Origin of the sequence: Streptomyces sp. NPDC005483 (genome assembly GCF_040606035.1) — a bacterium.
GTDB lineage: Bacteria > Actinomycetota > Actinomycetes > Streptomycetales > Streptomycetaceae > Streptomyces.
The window spans coordinates 192,669-209,294 of sequence record NZ_JBEXEA010000015.1; the positions used below are offsets into that span (position 1 = coordinate 192,669).

At 69.8% G+C, this 16,626-nt stretch carries 10 protein-coding genes and 1 pseudogene; 1 reads left to right on the top strand and 10 read right to left on the bottom strand.

Annotated elements, in window-relative coordinates:
• Positions 1 to 31 precede the first annotated feature (31 nt).
• Positions 32 to 799, bottom strand: coding sequence for a hypothetical protein (locus ABZT06_RS27970; RefSeq protein ID WP_355746508.1), 768 nt, complete (start codon positions 797 to 799; stop codon positions 32 to 34).
• Positions 800 to 1,083: 284 nt separating this feature from the next.
• Here ABZT06_RS27970 and ABZT06_RS27975 point away from each other — a divergent pair.
• A pseudogene (locus ABZT06_RS27975) lies at positions 1,084 to 1,295 on the top strand (IS21 family transposase); the annotation flags it as partial.
• A 496-nt stretch (positions 1,296 to 1,791) separates the two neighbouring features.
• Here the strand turns inward: ABZT06_RS27975 and ABZT06_RS27980 are convergent.
• From ABZT06_RS27980 to ABZT06_RS28020, 9 genes are all read right to left on the bottom strand, one after another.
• A complete protein-coding gene (locus ABZT06_RS27980) occupies positions 1,792 to 3,333 on the bottom strand; it encodes a GGDEF domain-containing protein (protein WP_355746511.1) in 1,542 nt (513 codons plus the stop codon).
• Between the two features lie 59 nt (positions 3,334 to 3,392).
• Positions 3,393 to 6,182 carry a response regulator gene (locus tag ABZT06_RS27985; protein WP_355746514.1) on the bottom strand — a complete coding sequence of 930 codons (2,790 nt, stop codon included), beginning with the start codon at positions 6,180 to 6,182 and terminating at the stop codon, positions 3,393 to 3,395.
• A 554-nt stretch (positions 6,183 to 6,736) separates the two neighbouring features.
• Positions 6,737 to 8,836 (bottom strand): ATP-binding protein, encoded by a 2,100-nt coding sequence (locus tag ABZT06_RS27990; RefSeq protein ID WP_355746517.1) that lies wholly within the window; start codon positions 8,834 to 8,836, stop codon positions 6,737 to 6,739.
• Between the two features lie 22 nt (positions 8,837 to 8,858).
• Positions 8,859 to 10,325 (bottom strand): glycosyltransferase family 2 protein, encoded by a 1,467-nt coding sequence (locus ABZT06_RS27995; RefSeq protein ID WP_355746521.1) that lies wholly within the window; start codon positions 10,323 to 10,325, stop codon positions 8,859 to 8,861.
• Positions 10,322 to 11,422, bottom strand: coding sequence for a HEAT repeat domain-containing protein (locus ABZT06_RS28000; RefSeq protein WP_355746524.1), 1,101 nt, complete (start codon positions 11,420 to 11,422; stop codon positions 10,322 to 10,324). The genes ABZT06_RS27995 and ABZT06_RS28000 overlap by 4 nt, the downstream gene beginning before the upstream one ends.
• The gene (locus ABZT06_RS28005; protein WP_355746527.1) at positions 11,419 to 11,793 is read right to left on the bottom strand and encodes a response regulator; all 375 of its coding nucleotides are present in this window, start codon (positions 11,791 to 11,793) and stop codon (positions 11,419 to 11,421) included. Before ABZT06_RS28005 ends, ABZT06_RS28000 begins: the two co-directional genes overlap by 4 nt.
• The gene (locus tag ABZT06_RS28010) at positions 11,793 to 12,158 is read right to left on the bottom strand and encodes a response regulator (protein WP_355746530.1); all 366 of its coding nucleotides are present in this window, start codon (positions 12,156 to 12,158) and stop codon (positions 11,793 to 11,795) included. The genes ABZT06_RS28005 and ABZT06_RS28010 overlap by 1 nt, the downstream gene beginning before the upstream one ends.
• Before the next feature lie 335 nt (positions 12,159 to 12,493).
• Complete coding sequence (locus tag ABZT06_RS28015; RefSeq protein WP_355746533.1) at positions 12,494 to 13,282, bottom strand: leucyl/phenylalanyl-tRNA--protein transferase; 789 nt, start codon at positions 13,280 to 13,282, stop codon at positions 12,494 to 12,496.
• Positions 13,279 to 16,554, bottom strand: a complete 3,276-nt coding sequence (locus ABZT06_RS28020) for an amino acid adenylation domain-containing protein (RefSeq protein WP_355746536.1) — start codon at positions 16,552 to 16,554, stop codon at positions 13,279 to 13,281. Before ABZT06_RS28020 ends, ABZT06_RS28015 begins: the two co-directional genes overlap by 4 nt.
• Positions 16,555 to 16,626 lie beyond the last annotated feature (72 nt).

Sequence of the window (16,626 nt, forward strand, 5' to 3'; positions counted from 1 at the left end):
CACACCGTTCCCGCGTGCTTGGCGCCTGTCTCTACGAGGGTTCCCGTATCACGGCAAAGAGCGCCCGGTCCGTCGGGAGACCGGCGGCGTCGAAGGCGCGATGGCGGCCGAGATGTTCGATTCGCCCCCCGGCGCAGTTCTTCTGCAGGTACCCCCCGAGCCAGGCATCCGGCGTCGGCACCATGCGAGGAAGACCGAACGACTGGGGCATCTCGTCCTCGCCGGTCTCGAAGAACATCACCATGCCGGTCCGGGCCCAGAGTTCCCGAAGCAAGTGTGTGGCGCTGTCCAGGCCCCGCTCTCGCACCAGGTGATGCCAGACGGACAGCAGGAGGGTGCAGTCGGTTGCCGGCAGAAGGTCGAGCGTGTCGGGTCGAAACTCGAGTTCCATCACGGCCACGTTGTCCAGCTGGTTTCGTCGGACGGCTGTCGTCGTCGTCCGGACGCATCTCGGATCCGACTCGAGCGCGACCGCGGGTATCCCACGACTGGCAAGCTTGATCGGGAAATAGCCGACATTCGCGCCGACATCCATCGCGCTCTTCACGCCCAGACGCTCGACGACCGGCTCCATCACCTCCCATCGCGACCCGCTGCCGACCGCTCGCTTCGCCGTTCGCACGCGCAGACCCGGGACCGGCTGGTAGACGCCGTCGGGCAGGGAATCGAGCCTCAGGCGGACCAGATCGATCGCGTCGTCGAGTGCGCGACGCACGCGCCGCATCAGTCGAAGCGACGGGACGGCCTGGTGGAGGCGCACCACGCGCGTGGAAGCCTGAGCAGTGTCCAGTCGGCCCACGGGTCACCCCTATTAGCCCGGGAACCAGCCACACATGTCGCCACGGACGTTAAGGTGACTGATCCCACCTATTTCCTGCCCCTACCGTAGCTTTTAGTCGGATATCTCACCATCGCAGCTGCCCTGGCAGAGAGGTCCAAGGCCCACGCTCGTCCGGGAGCGCCGGGATGGATGGCGCTGGGCCGAGCTGCGGGTCGTCGAGGATCCTTCGCGAAGGGCGAGCCTCACGCCACGCGATTCACACCCTCGAAGGCACCGCATGGCGCCTCGTTCTCGGGACTTTTCTGCGGGCCGGTGTCCTGACGAAGGCGCCGGTGTTCCATGAGCGGCCAGGCACTGAGCAGGGGTTCACCGGCTTCTGCCCGGCGCATCAAGTTCTAGGTTCAGGAGGCCCGCCCGAGAATCGCCCAGGAACTCGGCATCACGCCGAAGGAATTGGCCGGCGTTCACCGCCGGTTCCAGGGCGCAGGCCCAGGTGGACTGGCGCGACGAGGGCACGTACCGTCCGCGATGACCGCCGACTTCGAGCAGGGAGACGTTCGGCGGGACATCGCGCCTACGCGGCGGGGGCCGGGACCCCTGCGGCCCGCTGGGCCCGGTTCTCTCCGATGCGGTGACCGCCGTACGGCAGGGAGAACTCACGGCCGTCGAGGGGCTGGACGGCGCGCAGGGCGGGGAGGACGGCATGCGGGCGCGGCCTTCACGATCATGCTGAGTGATGTCGACGTGATCATGAACGTCGCGCCCTTCGCCGGGTGGGCGCAACTCCACCAGGGCGACGCCGAAAAGGCCGCAGCCCACAGCCTGCGATGTCGTCACGATCATGGATGCTCCCGCGCCTCCTGAGCACGAGCCAGGGCGCGCCGCATCCGAACCGAATGGAGTCGGGGGTGAACGACCTGCGTTTCCTCCAGCACGGAGGCCACCCCCGAGCACTTCCGGTAGGTGCTCATCGACGTACACGCCCCACGCCGGCCCCCGGTTGAGGACCGCTACGGGGATTCGAAGAACGCGGCCCGGTTCTTGCCTGCGGTTTTGGCTCGGTACAGGGCGATGTCAGCGTCCCGCAGCGCTTCTGCCGGCGTGGTCGGCCTGGTGATGCTCAGTGCTCCGATGCTTGTCGTCACGTGGACCCGATGGCCATGGGCGAGGATGAAGGCGTCATTGAAGGTGTCGAGGATGCGCATGGTGTAGTCGCGCAGTGTGCTCGCGTCCACGCCTTCCACGAGGAGGGCGAATTCGTCCCCGCCGAGCCTGGCCACGATGTCCTGCTCACGGACCCGGCCCGTCAGCCGCCGGGCGACGTCAACGAGCAGTTCGTCGCCGGCCAGGTGCCCCAGCGTGTCGTTGACGTCCTTGAAGCCGTCGAGGTCGAGCATCAGCAGCCCGGCGGAGAAGGAGGCGGAGCACCGGCCGAGAGCGGACTTCAGGCGCTCGTCCAGCAGCGCGCGATTGGCCAGACCCGTCAACGGGTCGTGGGTCGCCTGATGGCTCAACTGCTTCTGGAGCTCTTCCTGCTCTCGTAGTGATGCCGCGAGGTCAAGAGCCTTCGTCCGCGCTTCGGTGGCCCTGCTCTCGGCGTACTGGGCCAGGAACGCGATGCGCACCACCAGCAGCAGCGCCAGGCTCGCCATTAGGCCGACGATCACCGTGACGTTCACCGGCTCGTCCCGGATGCCACCGACATCGGCCAGCACGATCAACGGCCCCATCAGGATGAGCCCGATCAGGATCGACAGTCGTCGCCGGGGCAGCCTCTCCTGGTCCTCCGCCAGCTGGGCCGGCTGGGCAACGGACGAGTGCAGCGCCGCCGCCCCCAGCAGGAGGGACGAGACCATCCACCCCACTTCGGACACGTTCTCCGCCATCGCGGTCCCGGTCGTCGCCAGCGTTCCGTAGTAGAGGCCGTCGGCAGCGAGCAGGACCACCAGCCATCCGACGCACAGGAGAAACGACGGCGTGCGCGTGCCGGTGGTGAGCACCAGCCGCGCGGCCACGGACAGCAGGATCAGGTCGGTGACGGGATAGGCGATGGACACGGCGAGCGGCCACGCGGACAGATCGCTGCGCAGGTAGGGGGCGACGATCAACGCCCACGACAGAATGCCGAACCCCAGCGTGACGATTCCCGCGTCCAGCAGCCCCGCCCAGTGCAGGCGGCCTTCCTGCTGCCGGGCCAGCGTCACCAGGCCCACGGCGAACAACAGGTAGCTGCCCAGGTAGAGCATGTCGGCCACACCCGGGAACGGAACCTCGGCGTCGCGGACCTGGTACAGGCCCCAGATCGTGTCCGCCGCCGCGTACGGTGCCATGCCGGCCGCCAAGAGGTACCACGGAAGGACCGATTGCGGCCTGTTCCTGGTCACTCCCACCGCGATAGCGAAGACGACCGACGCGGATACCAGCACGGGCAGCAGGTAACGCGCCTCGTAGGGGACGACCAGATAAGTGACGACCACGACGATCCCGGCTGCCACGTACGCCCAGGGCGCCGCCCCAGGGCGGGAGAGCGACCGGTCCCGAACCTTGTCCACAGGCTCTCCTTCCCTCCTGCGGCCCGCACGCTCCCAGGCGGCGGCAGGCGGGCGGATCCTCATCCGGGTTCGTGGCCGGGAGGGCGGGAACGGAGCGTCTCGAGGGTGCGACAGGTGCGGTCGAGTTCGTCCTGGAGACGGGGAGCGGTCTCGGCCAGTGAGGCCGGGTTTCCGGCCCGCGCGTGCTCTTCCAGATCCTGGCAGCGGGCGGCGAGGCCCTCAGCGCCCATGTTGCCGGCAGCGCCTTTGAGGCTGTGTGCCTGATCTGCGATCTCCTGCGTGTCGTGGCGGTCGAGCGCGTGGAAGAGCGCGCTGGTCATCTCGGGGGCACGGACGAGGAAGTGGTCCACCAGCCGGTCCACCAGTTCGTTATCGGCCGGGGTGCCGACGCCGCGTAGTTCGTTCAGCCGCTGCTCGATGGAGACGAGCAGGTCCTCGTTGTCCGCTTGTGGGCGGGTGGGGCGGACCCAGCGGGTGAGGGCTTGCTGCAACTCGTCGGCGGTGACGGGTTTGGAGACGTAGTCGTCCATGCCCGCGGCCAGGCACCGTTCCCGGTCCTCGGCGAGGGCACCGGCGGTCATGGCGATCACCGGCAGGTGACGGCCGCCGTCCCGTTCCCGGCGACGCAGTTCCCGGGTGGCGCTGTAGCCGTCCATCCGGGGCATCTGGCAGTCCATGAGCACCGCCTGATAGGTGTGTTCCTCGGCCATGCGCAGCGCCTGGACACCGTCGGCGGCGGTGTCCGTGCTGTAGCCGAGCCGAGCGAGCATTCCCTGGGCGACCATCTGGTTGATCTCGTTGTCCTCGACCAGCAGGAGACGACCCCGGTGTGCGGGCCGGGGCGTGGTGGGAGCCATCGGTGCCGGAGCCGCCGTGGCCACCGACGGTGTCCGGGTGGCGAGCTCGACGAGGGCCTCCAGAAGCTGGGACTGGTGGACGGGCTTCGGCAGGCTGCGAGCGATCCCGGCTGCCTGCAGTTCGGCGGCGGGCGGAGGGGAGCCGGAGGTGAGCAGCAGCAGCTGTGCGCGGGCGAGGTTGTGGTCGGTGGTGATCCGGCGGGCGAGTTCCAGGCCGTCCATGTCAGGCATGTACATGTCGAGGAGGATCACGGCGAAGGGACGGCCCGCGGCCGCTGCCTCGTGCAGGGCCACCAGGGCCTGGGGGCCGCCGGTGACCATGGTCGGCTGGATGCGCCATCTGCGCAGCTGCGTGTCGAGGATCAGCCGGTTGGTGTCGTTGTCGTCGACGACCAGGACGCGCAGCCCGCGAAGAATGTCGGGGTGCGGTGCGGCCGGAGGCTGTTCGGGCGTGTCCGGTGTGCGTACTGGCACGGAGAAGAAGAACGTGCTGCCCTGGCCGGGCCGGCTGCTGAGGCCGATGGAACCTCCCATGGCCTCGGTGAGCCTGCGGCAGATGGCCAGGCCCAGACCGGTGCCTCCAAAGCGGCGGGTGGTGGAGGCATCGGCCTGGGAGAAGGCGTCGAACATCCGCCCCTGATCGGCCGCGGCGATACCGATGCCGGTGTCGGCCACCTCGAACTGCAGCCACGGCGCCTGCTCGGCCGGGGGCCGGGACGGGGCAGGGCAGGCACGGAGCAGGATCTCGCCGGATTCGGTGAACTTCACCGCGTTGGACGCCAGATTGAGCAGGATCTGCCGCAGTCGGCCGGAGTCCCCGAGCACCATCGCGGGCAGGTCGGGATGGCAGTCGCTGAGCAGTTCCAGGCCCTGCGCCTGGCCGGTCTGCGCCACCAGCGAGACGACCTCCTCCACCAGCACCTGCGGACTGAAGGCGACCTCGTCCAGTTCGAGCTTGCCCGCCTCCAGCTTGGAGAAGTCCAGGATGTCGTTGATCAGCGACAGCAGTGCCGTGCCGGCGGCCCGAATGCCCTCCGCATAACGTCGCTGCTCGGCAGCCAGTTCGGTGCCCAACAGCAGGTCGCTCAGCCCGATGACGCCGTTCATGGGGGTGCGGATCTCGTGGCTCATGGTGGCCACGAACTGCGACTTCGCCTGGGCTGCGGCGATCGCCTGGTCGCGGGCCTCCGCCAGAGCGACTTCGGCCTGCTTGCGCTCGCTGATGTCCCGGATGAAGGCGTTGAAGCAGCGCGCCTTCGCCGACTTCAGCCGCCACACCGCCAGTTCGACCGGGATCTCGTGGCCGTCGTGATGCAGGGCGGTGAGTTCGATCTGACGGCCCAGCACATGAGCCTCCCCGCCGGCCAGCACCCGTTGCAGACCGGCCCTGTGCGCGGCGTGGTACCGCTCAGGAATGATCGTCTCCGTCAGCGGACGGCCCATCGTCTCGCGGTGGCTGAACCCGAACAGCCTCTCGGCGCTCAGGTTCCAGTCGATGACCAGGCCGTCCTCGTCGATGGAGACGAAGGCATCCCGGGCGGTCTCGATGACCGAGCGTGCCTGATCCTGCAACAGCCGTAGTGCTTCCTCCCTGCGCCGCTGGCCCTCCGCCTCACGGATGAACCCGCGCACTTCGAGCGGCTCGCCTGCGGGGTCCCGCACTACCCAGGACGTCGTCTCCGTCCACATCCAGTGGCGGTCGGCATGCCGCAGACGCAGACACACCGCGACCCGGCCGTCGCGGAGCAGGTCCCGCTCCGCCCACTCGAATTCCTCCACATCGCCCGGATGCACCCAGGACTCCACCGACGTCCCTACGACCTTCTCGACCGGACGGCCCAGCAATGCCTCAGCCGCGGCTGACACCTCCTGGTAGACACCCTCGACCGTCCGGCGGAAGACCATGTCCGGGGAGTTCTTCAGCAGGAGCCGGAAACGCTCCTCGTCGTCTGCCGCGTACTGCCCCGGCGTGGTTGGGGGCTCCCGATGCATCGTCCGCCTCCCTATGTACTTCCGACAGACCGCCGTGACGGGTGCGGTGCGGATACTTCCAGGAACTTTTTCCAGGGCATTGCAGGACATTGCAGGACAACTTCCAGCCAAGAACGAACCGTCGAAGATCGCAATTCGAGCCACCCGCCGGATGCGGCATTCGCGCGACCCGGTTACTCGGCGCCACCGCACCCGCATGTCCGTCCGCGACAACGTTCTGACGCCACGTCAGCCAACCCGCCTGGCTGGACCCTGAAGCCGGGTCAGGGTGGTCCGGGGATGCGCGACTCCACCTGGAGGCCGCAGAACATCCCGGTTTCCGGGCCGGACAGAGATGTGGTGCGGACGTTCTCCGACCCTGGCAGGCCATGGACATCAGCACCCCGGAGCGCGCGAGCTTCACCGACCGGCACGACCCGGTCATCTCGGTCGACGTCGAGCACATCACCCACCACTTCGCCGGCGGGCTCTTCGCGACGCACCAGGAGCCTTTCGTGCCCGAGACGACGGTGCCCCTCCGCTTCGACCACTGTCTGAACCCACGGCATCGTCGTTCACACGGAGTCCGCCGCGTCGTCCGTGTCGGCGAGCGGCAGCCGGGCGGTGATCGTGGTGCCCCGGCCCTCCACGGAGCGCACCTCCGTCTCACCGCCGTGGTTCGCCACGATCGTGTGCACGATGGTCAGCCCCAGACCGGTTCCCGGGATGGCCGCGTCGGTGGCGTTCGAGGCGCGGAAGAACCGCTGGAAGAGTTTCTCCTGTTCTTTCTCGGGGATGCCGATGCCGGTGTCGCTGACACTGAGGATCACCTCACCGTCCTGCCGGTCGGCACGGACGCTGACCTTCCCGCCCTCCGGTGTGAACTTGACCGCGTTGGACAGCAGGTTCATCAGCACCCGGTCGAGTTGGTCGCCGTCCGCCTGCATGACCAGCGGCCGTTCGTCGCACCGCGTGTCCAGTGAGACCGAGGCGGCCTCGGCGGCCGGCCTGATCGCGTCGACGGCCGAGGTCACCAGCCGGCGCAGGTCGACCGGTGCCTTGCGGGAGGTGAACGCCCCGGACTCGATCCTCGAGAGAGTGAGCAGGTCCTCGATCAGTGCCCGCAGGCGGTTCGCGTTGCGGTCGACGACGTCCAGCATGTGCAGCTGGGGCTCGGCGAGCGGTCCGGTGTCCTCGTCCTTCAGCAGCTCGATGTATCCCACGATGCTGGTCAGCGGGGTGCGCAGCTCATGGGAGACGGTGGACAGGAAGTCGCTCTTGGCCTTGTCCAGGGCGCGCAGCTTTTCCACCAGGCTGGACTCCTGCTCGTAGAGCAGGGCGGTGTGCAGCGCCCTGCCGACGCCGCTGGCCATGGACTCGGCGATCTCGATGTCCACTTGACGCCAGGGCCGGTCGGCGCTGGTGCGGGCCACGGACACGGCACCGATGGGTTCCCCACCCACCCCTATGGGGGTGATCACTGCCGAGTCCAGGTGCAGCGCCGCCGCGGCGGCTCGGTTCTCGGCAGCCATACCGGTCTTCCCGAAGGAGCCCGGAGCACCTGGCATGGGCGTGCTGTCGGCCACGTACCGGGGCAGGTCGGTGGCCAGCCAGACCGCTCCGCGCCGGTAGTGGTCGCGGACCACCTCCGCCGGGAGCGGCGGTATGGCCCTGCGCTCCTCCTCGGAGAGCAGGCCCCGCTCCGCGGACCACACCCGGGCCACCGGAAAATCGGCGCCGTGGTTCTCCGTGAGCAGGATGAAGACGTAGTCGGCGGCCAGGGCCTCGCCGATGCCGCTGCACGCCGTGTCCAGGACGTAGTCGACCTCGAGGCTGCCCCTGATCCGGATGCCTGTCTCCCTCGCGGCCTTCGACAGCCGCTGCCGCTCCTCCTCGACCCCGCGCAGCCGCTCGCTCTCGTCCGCGAGCGAGTTCACCGACCGGGCCACTGCCCTGATCTCCTCCGGCCCCGTCTCCCGGGCGCGCGCCGAGTGGTCTCCCACGGTGAGCCGGCCGAGCGCCCGCTCGACGTTGCCGAGCGGACGCGTCAGGCCGCGAGTGGTCCGTAGGGAGGCGTACACGGCCAGGCACAGGGCCAGGACCACTGTGGCGCCGAGACCGGCCATGCCGCCCCGGAACACCGTGTCGCCGTGCCGGTCCATGCGTTTCTCGTCCGCTGCCAGTCGGCGGTTCAGGCGGTCGTTGACCAGCTCGAACGCCCTGAAACGCCGGGCCGCCTCTCGGGTGAGCGCGGCGGCCTGTTCGCTTCTGGGAGTACTGCGCGCCTGCTCTTCGGCGACACGGAAGTAGGCATCGAGAGCTCGCCCCTGCGGTGCGATGTCACTCTCGTCCACGATGTCGTGCCCGCGGAGGTCGTCGATGACCGGCGGAATGCGGCCCCGGGACACGCGGAAGGCAGCGAGCTCGCTCTCGTCACCGGTGATGAGATAACCCCGGATCGACCGCTGCGCACTGATGGCCTCGGTGCGCAGGCGCCGGTTGTCGTCTTCGGCGGGATGGATCCGGTCGATGATCCGGTCGTACTGGTTCTGCAAGAGCTGCGCACCGATCAACGTGCCGGTTCCGCACAGTGCGATCAGAAAGGTCAGCAGCCCGAACGTGTACCCGAGCCGGCGCCCCACGGAGCCGGTGCCCCGGCCTGCTGTGCCGTTCACGCGCGATCACCTCCGCCTTCATTCACCTCGGCCGGACGAGTCGAATCCCGTGCGGGTCAGCGGCGTCCACACCTGGGGGGGTCCGGTGCAGCGCGTCCCACATGCCGCGCAGCCGCCACCATGCCGTGAGCTGGCGGTAGCCCAGATTCTCGGCGACCACCCCGACGAAGGCGCCCCAGACGTCCCGCCAGTGCGTGAACCGGTGGAAGGCGTATTCCTCCACCGCGACCGACACGAGGCTGACCACCGCCGCATAGGCGTAGGCGGCGAGGAGGAACTTCCACAGGAAGTCCACGTTCACCGCGCCGATCAGGACGCTCAGCGGAACCAGCACCAGACCCGAGAGTTCCACCAGCGGTGCCAGCAGTTCGAAGAAGAGGTAGAAGGGCAGTGCCAGCATGCCGACGACGCCGTAGCGGGGATTTCCGATCATGCGCCAGTGCTTGAGCATGATCTCGGTCAGCCCGCGGTGCCACCGACGTCGCTGGGATGCCAGGTCGGCAAGTCGCGTGGGCGCCTCGGTCCAGGAGATCGGCTCGGTGACGAAGGCGATGCGGTACGCGCGGCGCTGCCGCCGCATGTCCCGGTGGAGCCGGATGACCAGCTCGGCGTCCTCGCCGATGCAGTTGGCGTCCATCCCGCCCGCCGCCACCACGGCGTCCCGGCGGAAGAGTCCGAAGGCACCGGAGATGATCAGCAGACCGCCGATCTTGGACCATCCGGTGCGGCCCAGAAAGAAGGCGCGCAGATACTCGACGACCTGAATGCGTGCGAGCAGTTCGGCGGGGACGTGCGGCTCGACCACACGCCCGGCGACCACACGGCAGCCGTTGGCGATGCCGATCACACCGCCGGTGCCCACCATCCGCACCGGGTCGTCGCCGAACGGTTTGGCCACGGTGAGCAACGCCTCCGCATCCAGGATCGAGTCGGCGTCCACCAGGCACACCAGCGGATAGCGCGCCAGGTTGATCCCGGCGTTGAGCGCGTCGGCCTTGCCCTTGCCGTTCTCCTTGCGGGCCACCACCAGGGGCACCGGGCCGCCCCTGGGCAGGTTGACCGAAAGGATCTCACCGCGGGTGGGGACGTCGTACGACACCACGTACTCGACCTCGGTGAGGTCGAAGGCCTCCTGCAGGACGTCCAGCGTGCCGTCGGTGGATCCGTCGTCGACGACGATGACCTCGAACATCGGATAGCGCAGTAGCAGCATGGAGCGCACCGCCTCGACGATGCCGGCCGCCTCGTTGTAAGCAGGCATGATCAATGACACGGGCGGAGTGAAGGTGCTGGTCGCGGCGTCGTCGTAGCCCGCGAAGGATGCGCGGCGCAGCCGTCTGACGAACTCCCCGAGGGCGATGAGGATCAAGACCAGCTGGCCGGTGTTGATGACGAGGAAGTAGCTGATGATCACGTTGTCGCAGATGGAGACCATCGTGTGCGCCGCGCCCAGCAGCGACTCCCACGGCTCGGCGGACACGGTGCTCACAACGGCACCTCCACGCGGACGTCGTGCCGGGAGCCCGCGACCGCGGCCTCGGCGAGCGCGGCCCTGGCCTGCGCGGCGACCTCCTCGCCCCGGGCGCCCGCCGCGGCCGTGTGCAGCGCCGTCTGCCCGGTCGGACCGAGCCGCAGCAACGAGCGGGCCGCTGTCGACGCCACATGCCGGTTGGAGTCGCCGAGCAACTCCGCCAGCCGGTCCGTCGCGGAGACGGCGCCGAGACTGCCCAGGGCTCCGGTAGCCACGACGCGCAGGGCGAGCGGCTGACCGGGCCTGACGGCCTGCAGAAGCGGTTCCAGGCCGTCGGGCATGCCCAGTCTGCCGAGCGCGCGGGCTGCTCTGATCCGTACCTCGTCGGAAGGGTCCGCACGCAGGGCGCGGGCGATCTCGGACGTACGGGAGACCACGCCGGTCGCGCCGAGGACCTCGACGGCCACAGCTCTGGCGAGTGGTTCGGGGTGGTCCAGCCCGGCCGCGACACTCCGCTGCGCCTCCGGGCCCAGCGAGACCAGAGCGCCGGTGACCGCTCCGGGCGGCACGGTCCGCGATCCCTTGAGCGAGTCCAGGAGGTGCGGCACGGCCGCCGGGCCCCCGCAGCGGCCCAGCGCCCTCACGGCGGCAAGGCGGACTTCGCGGTCGCGGTCGGCCAGCAGACGGCACAGCGACCGCTCCGCGGCTCGGTGCGAGAGCTGGCCGAGCACCTGTGCGGCACGCCCCCGCCCGGCCGCGCTGCGGCTCTCGAGGTCGGCGACGGCCTCCACGGCGGCCCCGCGCTCCTCGTACAGCCGGACCAGTGCCGTGCGGGCGGCGCCGGAGACCTTGCCCAGCAGCGCCGTCACAGACGGTTCGAGGGCGGTCCAGGTCCGTTTGTCGACCTTCGCCAGCCGTCGCAGCAGTTCGCTCTGCTCGTCCTCCTCGGCGCACAGGAGCTGCAGCAGCACACCGCGCACGGGTTCCGCTCGCCGCTCACGTCGTCGCAGCCTCAGTCTGCGGACGCAGCGGTTGGAGACGATCAGCAGGCTGAGCGCCAGGATGACAGCCGGCAGGCACAGCAGCGCGCTGCGGACAATCCCGTTCGGGATCACCGTTCCACCCGGTTGAGCACCGCGGTGACCCGGCTGGACAGCTCCCGCGGGCTGAACGGCTTGATGATGTAGTCGTCGGCGCCCGCCGCGAAACCGACCTCGACGTCGCCCTCCTGGGAGCGGGCGGTGATCATGATGACGGGGAGGGTCGCGGTCTCGGGTGCCTCGCGCAGCTCCCGGCAGACGTCCAGGCCGGACATCCCCGGCATCCGTACGTCGAGCAGCGCGAGGTCCACCGGCTGCGTGCGGGCCACCTTGAGGGCGGCCATGCCGTCCTCGACGGCCGTGACCTCGTGACCGCTCTGGGTCAGCTTGAAGGCCACCAGATCCCGGATGTCCGAGTCGTCGTCGGCTATCAGGACACGAGCCATTAATCCTCCTGGGACTCCTGGGCCACGGAACTCCGGTAGGAATCCAGAAGCCGCGCCACCGCAGACTGCCTGAACGGCTTGGCCAGCACCTCGTCCCCAAGGCCGACCAGGTCCTCCGGGTCGAGCACCGAGGAGACGACCAGCCGGCATCCCTTCGTACGCTCGTCCGCCCGCAGGCTCCGGAGTACGTCCCGTCCGTCGATGCCGGGAAGCATCACGTCGACGACCGCGATGTCCGGCGGGTCGGCGAAGGCGAGTCCCAGGCCCTCCTCCCCCGAGGACGCGACGACCACGGCGCATCCCCGCTCGCGGAAGTGCCGCGCCAGCAGGGCGCTCACGTCGGGGTCGTCATCGATCACGAGCACGCGAGGTGGGTACATCACCGTCCTGTTCACGAAGTCAGACCGTCAGTCACAAATTAGAATCAATAGGGCACTTTCGCCACATATAACCCATCAACCCCAGCCGGACGCCGCGCGGCCGCGGACCCGGCGGGCCCGGGCCGAGGCATCCGCCGTGACCACGTGAACCCGGCGCCCACCGGTGACGACGACCGCCTCGAAGCGGGCCTCCGGCACCACGTGCCGGCCGAGGCCTGCGACTACCGCGCCTCACCCGTACGGAACCTCGGGTCGCCACCTCTCCTGGTGACGCTCGCGCACCTCGCACGGTGCGGGGGTGAGCAAGGCGACGAAGGCGATCAGCTCGATCCCGTCGGACGGGCGAGGCGGCGGGCGGGCAGGATGGCGGTGGGCATCGGGCGGCTGTCGCGCGTGGCGTGCCGGAGGTGCTGCACGTACTGCTCCCGCGGTACGAGAATGGCGCCGAGGTCGCGGACGTGCGGGCTGTCCCGCTGCGCGTCGAGCAGCTCGCCGCCGGCCTGTGCGAAGCGCGCGGCGAGGTCGGTCACCGCGACCTTCGCGGCACCGGCACGGTGGAAGAACATCGAGTCCATGCTGAAGACCGATCCGACCCGCAGGCCGAAGACGCCGCCGATCAGATCGCCGTCCTCCCACACCTCGACGCTGTGGGCATGACCCAGATCGTGCAGGCGGACCAGGCTCGCGATCAGCTCGTCGGTGAGCCACAAGGGGGCGCGGCCGGCACGGCATTCGCGGACGACCCCCTCGAACCGCCGGTCCAGGCTGGTCGACCACTGCAGCCGGTTGCGCAGCCGCCGGGCGAGGCTCCGGCTGAGGTGCGTGGCCGAGACGGGCAGCACCGGCCTGGGGTCGGGCGACCACCAGGAGACGGCGTAGGGATCGGCCAATTCCTCGCCGACGAGCGGGATCCGGCCCTCCTGGACCTGATCGGCGAAGACAACCTCGTTGAGGGCGCGGGTGTAATCGTCGGAAGCCGGGAACGGATAGGCCCCGGCGCGGTACGCCGCCAGGAGGCCGGCGGGACTCAGGTCGGCGCCGAAGGCCACCGGACCACCGGGCGCCGCCTCCAGTACGTCCAGCGCGTCCCAGCGAGGGCATTGGCTCACCACTGTGCCGCTCCCTGCCCCTGGCTCTCCACCGGCCGGAAGTCGTCGGCCTGCTCGAGGAAGTCGATGTAGCGGTCCATCATCTCCGCGTCCACCGGCGGGATGTCGATCCCGGCCTCCACCAGCGCCCGTTGGGCGTTGCAGCGGGTGAACTCGGTGAAAACGCCCTGGAAGTACATCTCGCTCACGGTGATGTCGGCGCGCGCGCACCGGTCGACGAAGAGCGGGACGAACGGGGTGATCGGGTCGGTGGGGTGCCCGGCCGCGTACTTCACCAGAGCGGCGATCCACTCTGTGTACGGGATCTCCTGGACCGGGTATCCCCGCCGACGCAGACGCTCGGCGAGCGAATTCAGCATCGTGGGACGGGGGTTGGTGAGGTGGTAGACCTCGCCGCGAGCGGGATGGCGGGTGGAGATGTGTCCGATCGCGCGGACGAGGTGGTCGGCAGGCAGGAAGTCCAGCGGCAGCCGGACGTCCGGGCACAGCCCGGTCCGCGCGATGAAGTCGAAGAGGGCGGCCAGCTCGCTGCTGGTGTTCATCACGCCTGTTCCATTGCGGCCCGTGATGTCCATCAGGCGGTAGACGGCGACCGGCAGGCCCGCGTCGGATGCCTTCTTCAGCAGCGCTTCGCCGACCCATTTGGTCTCCACGTATCCCACCGACAGATACTCGGGGAAGCGCAGCGGCGTGTTCTCCGTCACCTCGCGCACCCCGGCCGGCCCGAATCCGGCGAGCACGGCCATGCTGGAGGTGAAGTGGACGGGGACGGCCCGGCCGGCGGCGAGGCGGATGATCTCGTATGTTCCGTCGACGTTGGCCGCGCGCAACTCGTGGTACGGATAGATGAAGTTGACCTGGCCGCCGAAGTGGTAGACGGCGTCGATGGTCGAGGCCAGCTCCTCGAACCGGCTTGGGGACAGCCCCAGTCCGGGCTTGCCCAGGTCGCCTACGACCGGCTGGACGCGCTCGCTGGACAGATCGCTGAGGACGTACCGCCGGTGGCTCGCGCGGATCCGTTCCATGCCGCGCTGCTCGTCGGAGGCCCTGACCAGGCAGAGGATCCGCCCCGTCGTCCTGCGCAGCAGCTCGTCGATCATGTGCGCGCCGCAGAACCCCGTCGCCCCGGTGAGGAGGACATCGCCGGGACGCCGGTGGTCCGCAGCCGGCGCGTCACGGCCCACTGCCGGAACGTGCCGATCGGTCTCGGCGGTGAAGTCGACGCTCCCGCCGTCCGGCTGAGCCAGTGTGCCGCCACGCGCCTGGCGCACGGACTCGGCGAATGCGGCGAGCGTCGGATGGCGCAGCAGGGAACGGGTCAGGTCGCGGATCTGTGTGACACCGATGCCGAACACGACACGGGTCCGGGCGAGCATCTCCATGGCCAGCAGCGAGTTGCCGCCCAGCTCGAAGAAGTCGTCGTGCGGACGGACATAGTCCACATCCAGGATCTGGCCCCACAGCTGGGCCATCCCCTGCGGTACCGGACGGTCGTCGGCGCCGGTCGTCGGCGCCGCGGTCACGGGTTCCGGCACGGCCCTGCGATCGAGTTTTCCGCCGGGCGTGACGGGCAGCCTCTCCACCGCGTGGAAGGCCGCCGGGATCATGTGGCCCGGCAGAACCTCGGCGAGTGCCGACCGCAGCCGTGCGCGCAGCACCTCCTCGCCGCCGGCCGGCGGCGAGGTCGGCGTGAAGTACGCGACGAGGTCCCGGTCGCCGCCTGCGCGCGTCCGGGCCACCACCATCGCCTGGCCGATCTCCGGGAGGGAGACGAGCGCGGCCTCGACCTCTGCCGGGTCGACCCGGAACCCGCGGATCTTCATCTGATCGTCGACCCGGCCCAGGACTTCCAGGTTGCCGTCCGAGCGCCAGCGGCCCAGATCCCCGGTGCGATACATCCGGTCCCCGGGCGCCGAGCCATGCGGGTCGGGCAGGAACTGCTGTGCGGTCAGGGCGGGTTGGCGCCAGATACCGCGCGCCAGTCCCGGGCCGCCGAGGTATATCTCGCCGCGCTCACCCGGTGGCACCGGGCGCAGTTCGGCGTCGAGCAGGTGGACGCGATTCCCCTCCAGGGGCCTGCCGATCGGGGCAACGGCGGTGTCCGGCGCGGCGAGCACTTCCTCGTTCAGGTCGCAGAGCGTGGAGGTGATGGTGGTCTCGGTGAGTCCGTAGGCGTTGACGAGCCGCGCGCCGGGGATCCGGTGCAGAATGGCGCGGCAGTCCTTCGCGGTGACGATCTCGCCGCCGACGATGATGAGCCTGAGCGACGCGAGGCTCTCGTCGCGGTCCGGGACGGAGACGATCCGATGCCAGTACGCGGGGGTCAGGTCGGCGACGGTGATCCCGTGCTCCGGGAGGCGGTGCAGCAGGTCGGTGGGCGCCCACGTATGCGTTCCCGCGAGGACGAGTGTCGCGCCGCTGATCAGCGTGGCGAAGATCTGCTCCAGCGAGGTGTCGAAGCCGAGCGCCGCGGCGTGCAGCACCCGGTCGCCAGGCCCCAGTTCGTATGCCCGGGCCGCCGCGGTGAGGGAGTGGGCCAGCGACCGGTGGGTGATCATCACTCCCTTGGGAGATCCGGTGGATCCGGAGGTGTAGATCACGTAGGCGAGGTCGTCCGGCCGGGGGCCGGTTGCCGGCCACGCTCCCTCCGGTGGCGCCTGCGTGGCCCGTTCCCCGGCGTGGACGATCCGCGCATCGCACCCGACGAACATCGGGGCGTGCTCGCGGCTCGAGACGATGAGGCGTGAACCGCTGTCCCCGACGAGTCCGGCCATCCGATGCCGCGGAGTCGCCGGGTCGAGAGGCAGGAGGGCGCCGCCGGAGCTCAGCACCGCCAGCAGCGCGACGATCAGCTCGGGCACGCGGTCGAGGCACACGATGACGACGGACTCCGCCTCGGCGCCCGCCTCCCGCAGCCGGCAGGCAAGCCGGTCCGCGCGGCCGGTCAGCTCGGCGTAGCTGAGCCGGCCCTCGTCCGAGAGCACCGCGAGAGCGGACGGCTCGCGCCGCGCCCACTCCCGGACCAGCTCGGGCACGGTGCCCCGCCCGGGTCCCGGGGGCCGCCCCTTGGCGCGGGCACTCGCGGGCCGCATGTCGGTCCACAGGCGGTCGAGCAGATTCCCGCACCACCTGGCGGACGCCGGTGCGCCGAGCTGACGCCACCCGGCCGGAATCCGGCGGTCGGCGGGCCAGATCGCGTACTGCTCCTCGTCGTTGCGCAGCACGACACACCGCGCAGCCGACTCTGCCGACAGGCGCTCACGTTCCGTCACCTCGGGCCTCCTACCTCGCACGGCGTCCTACGGAGCCCGACCTGCGTCCCTCGAGGGAGAGGGCCGCCGCCA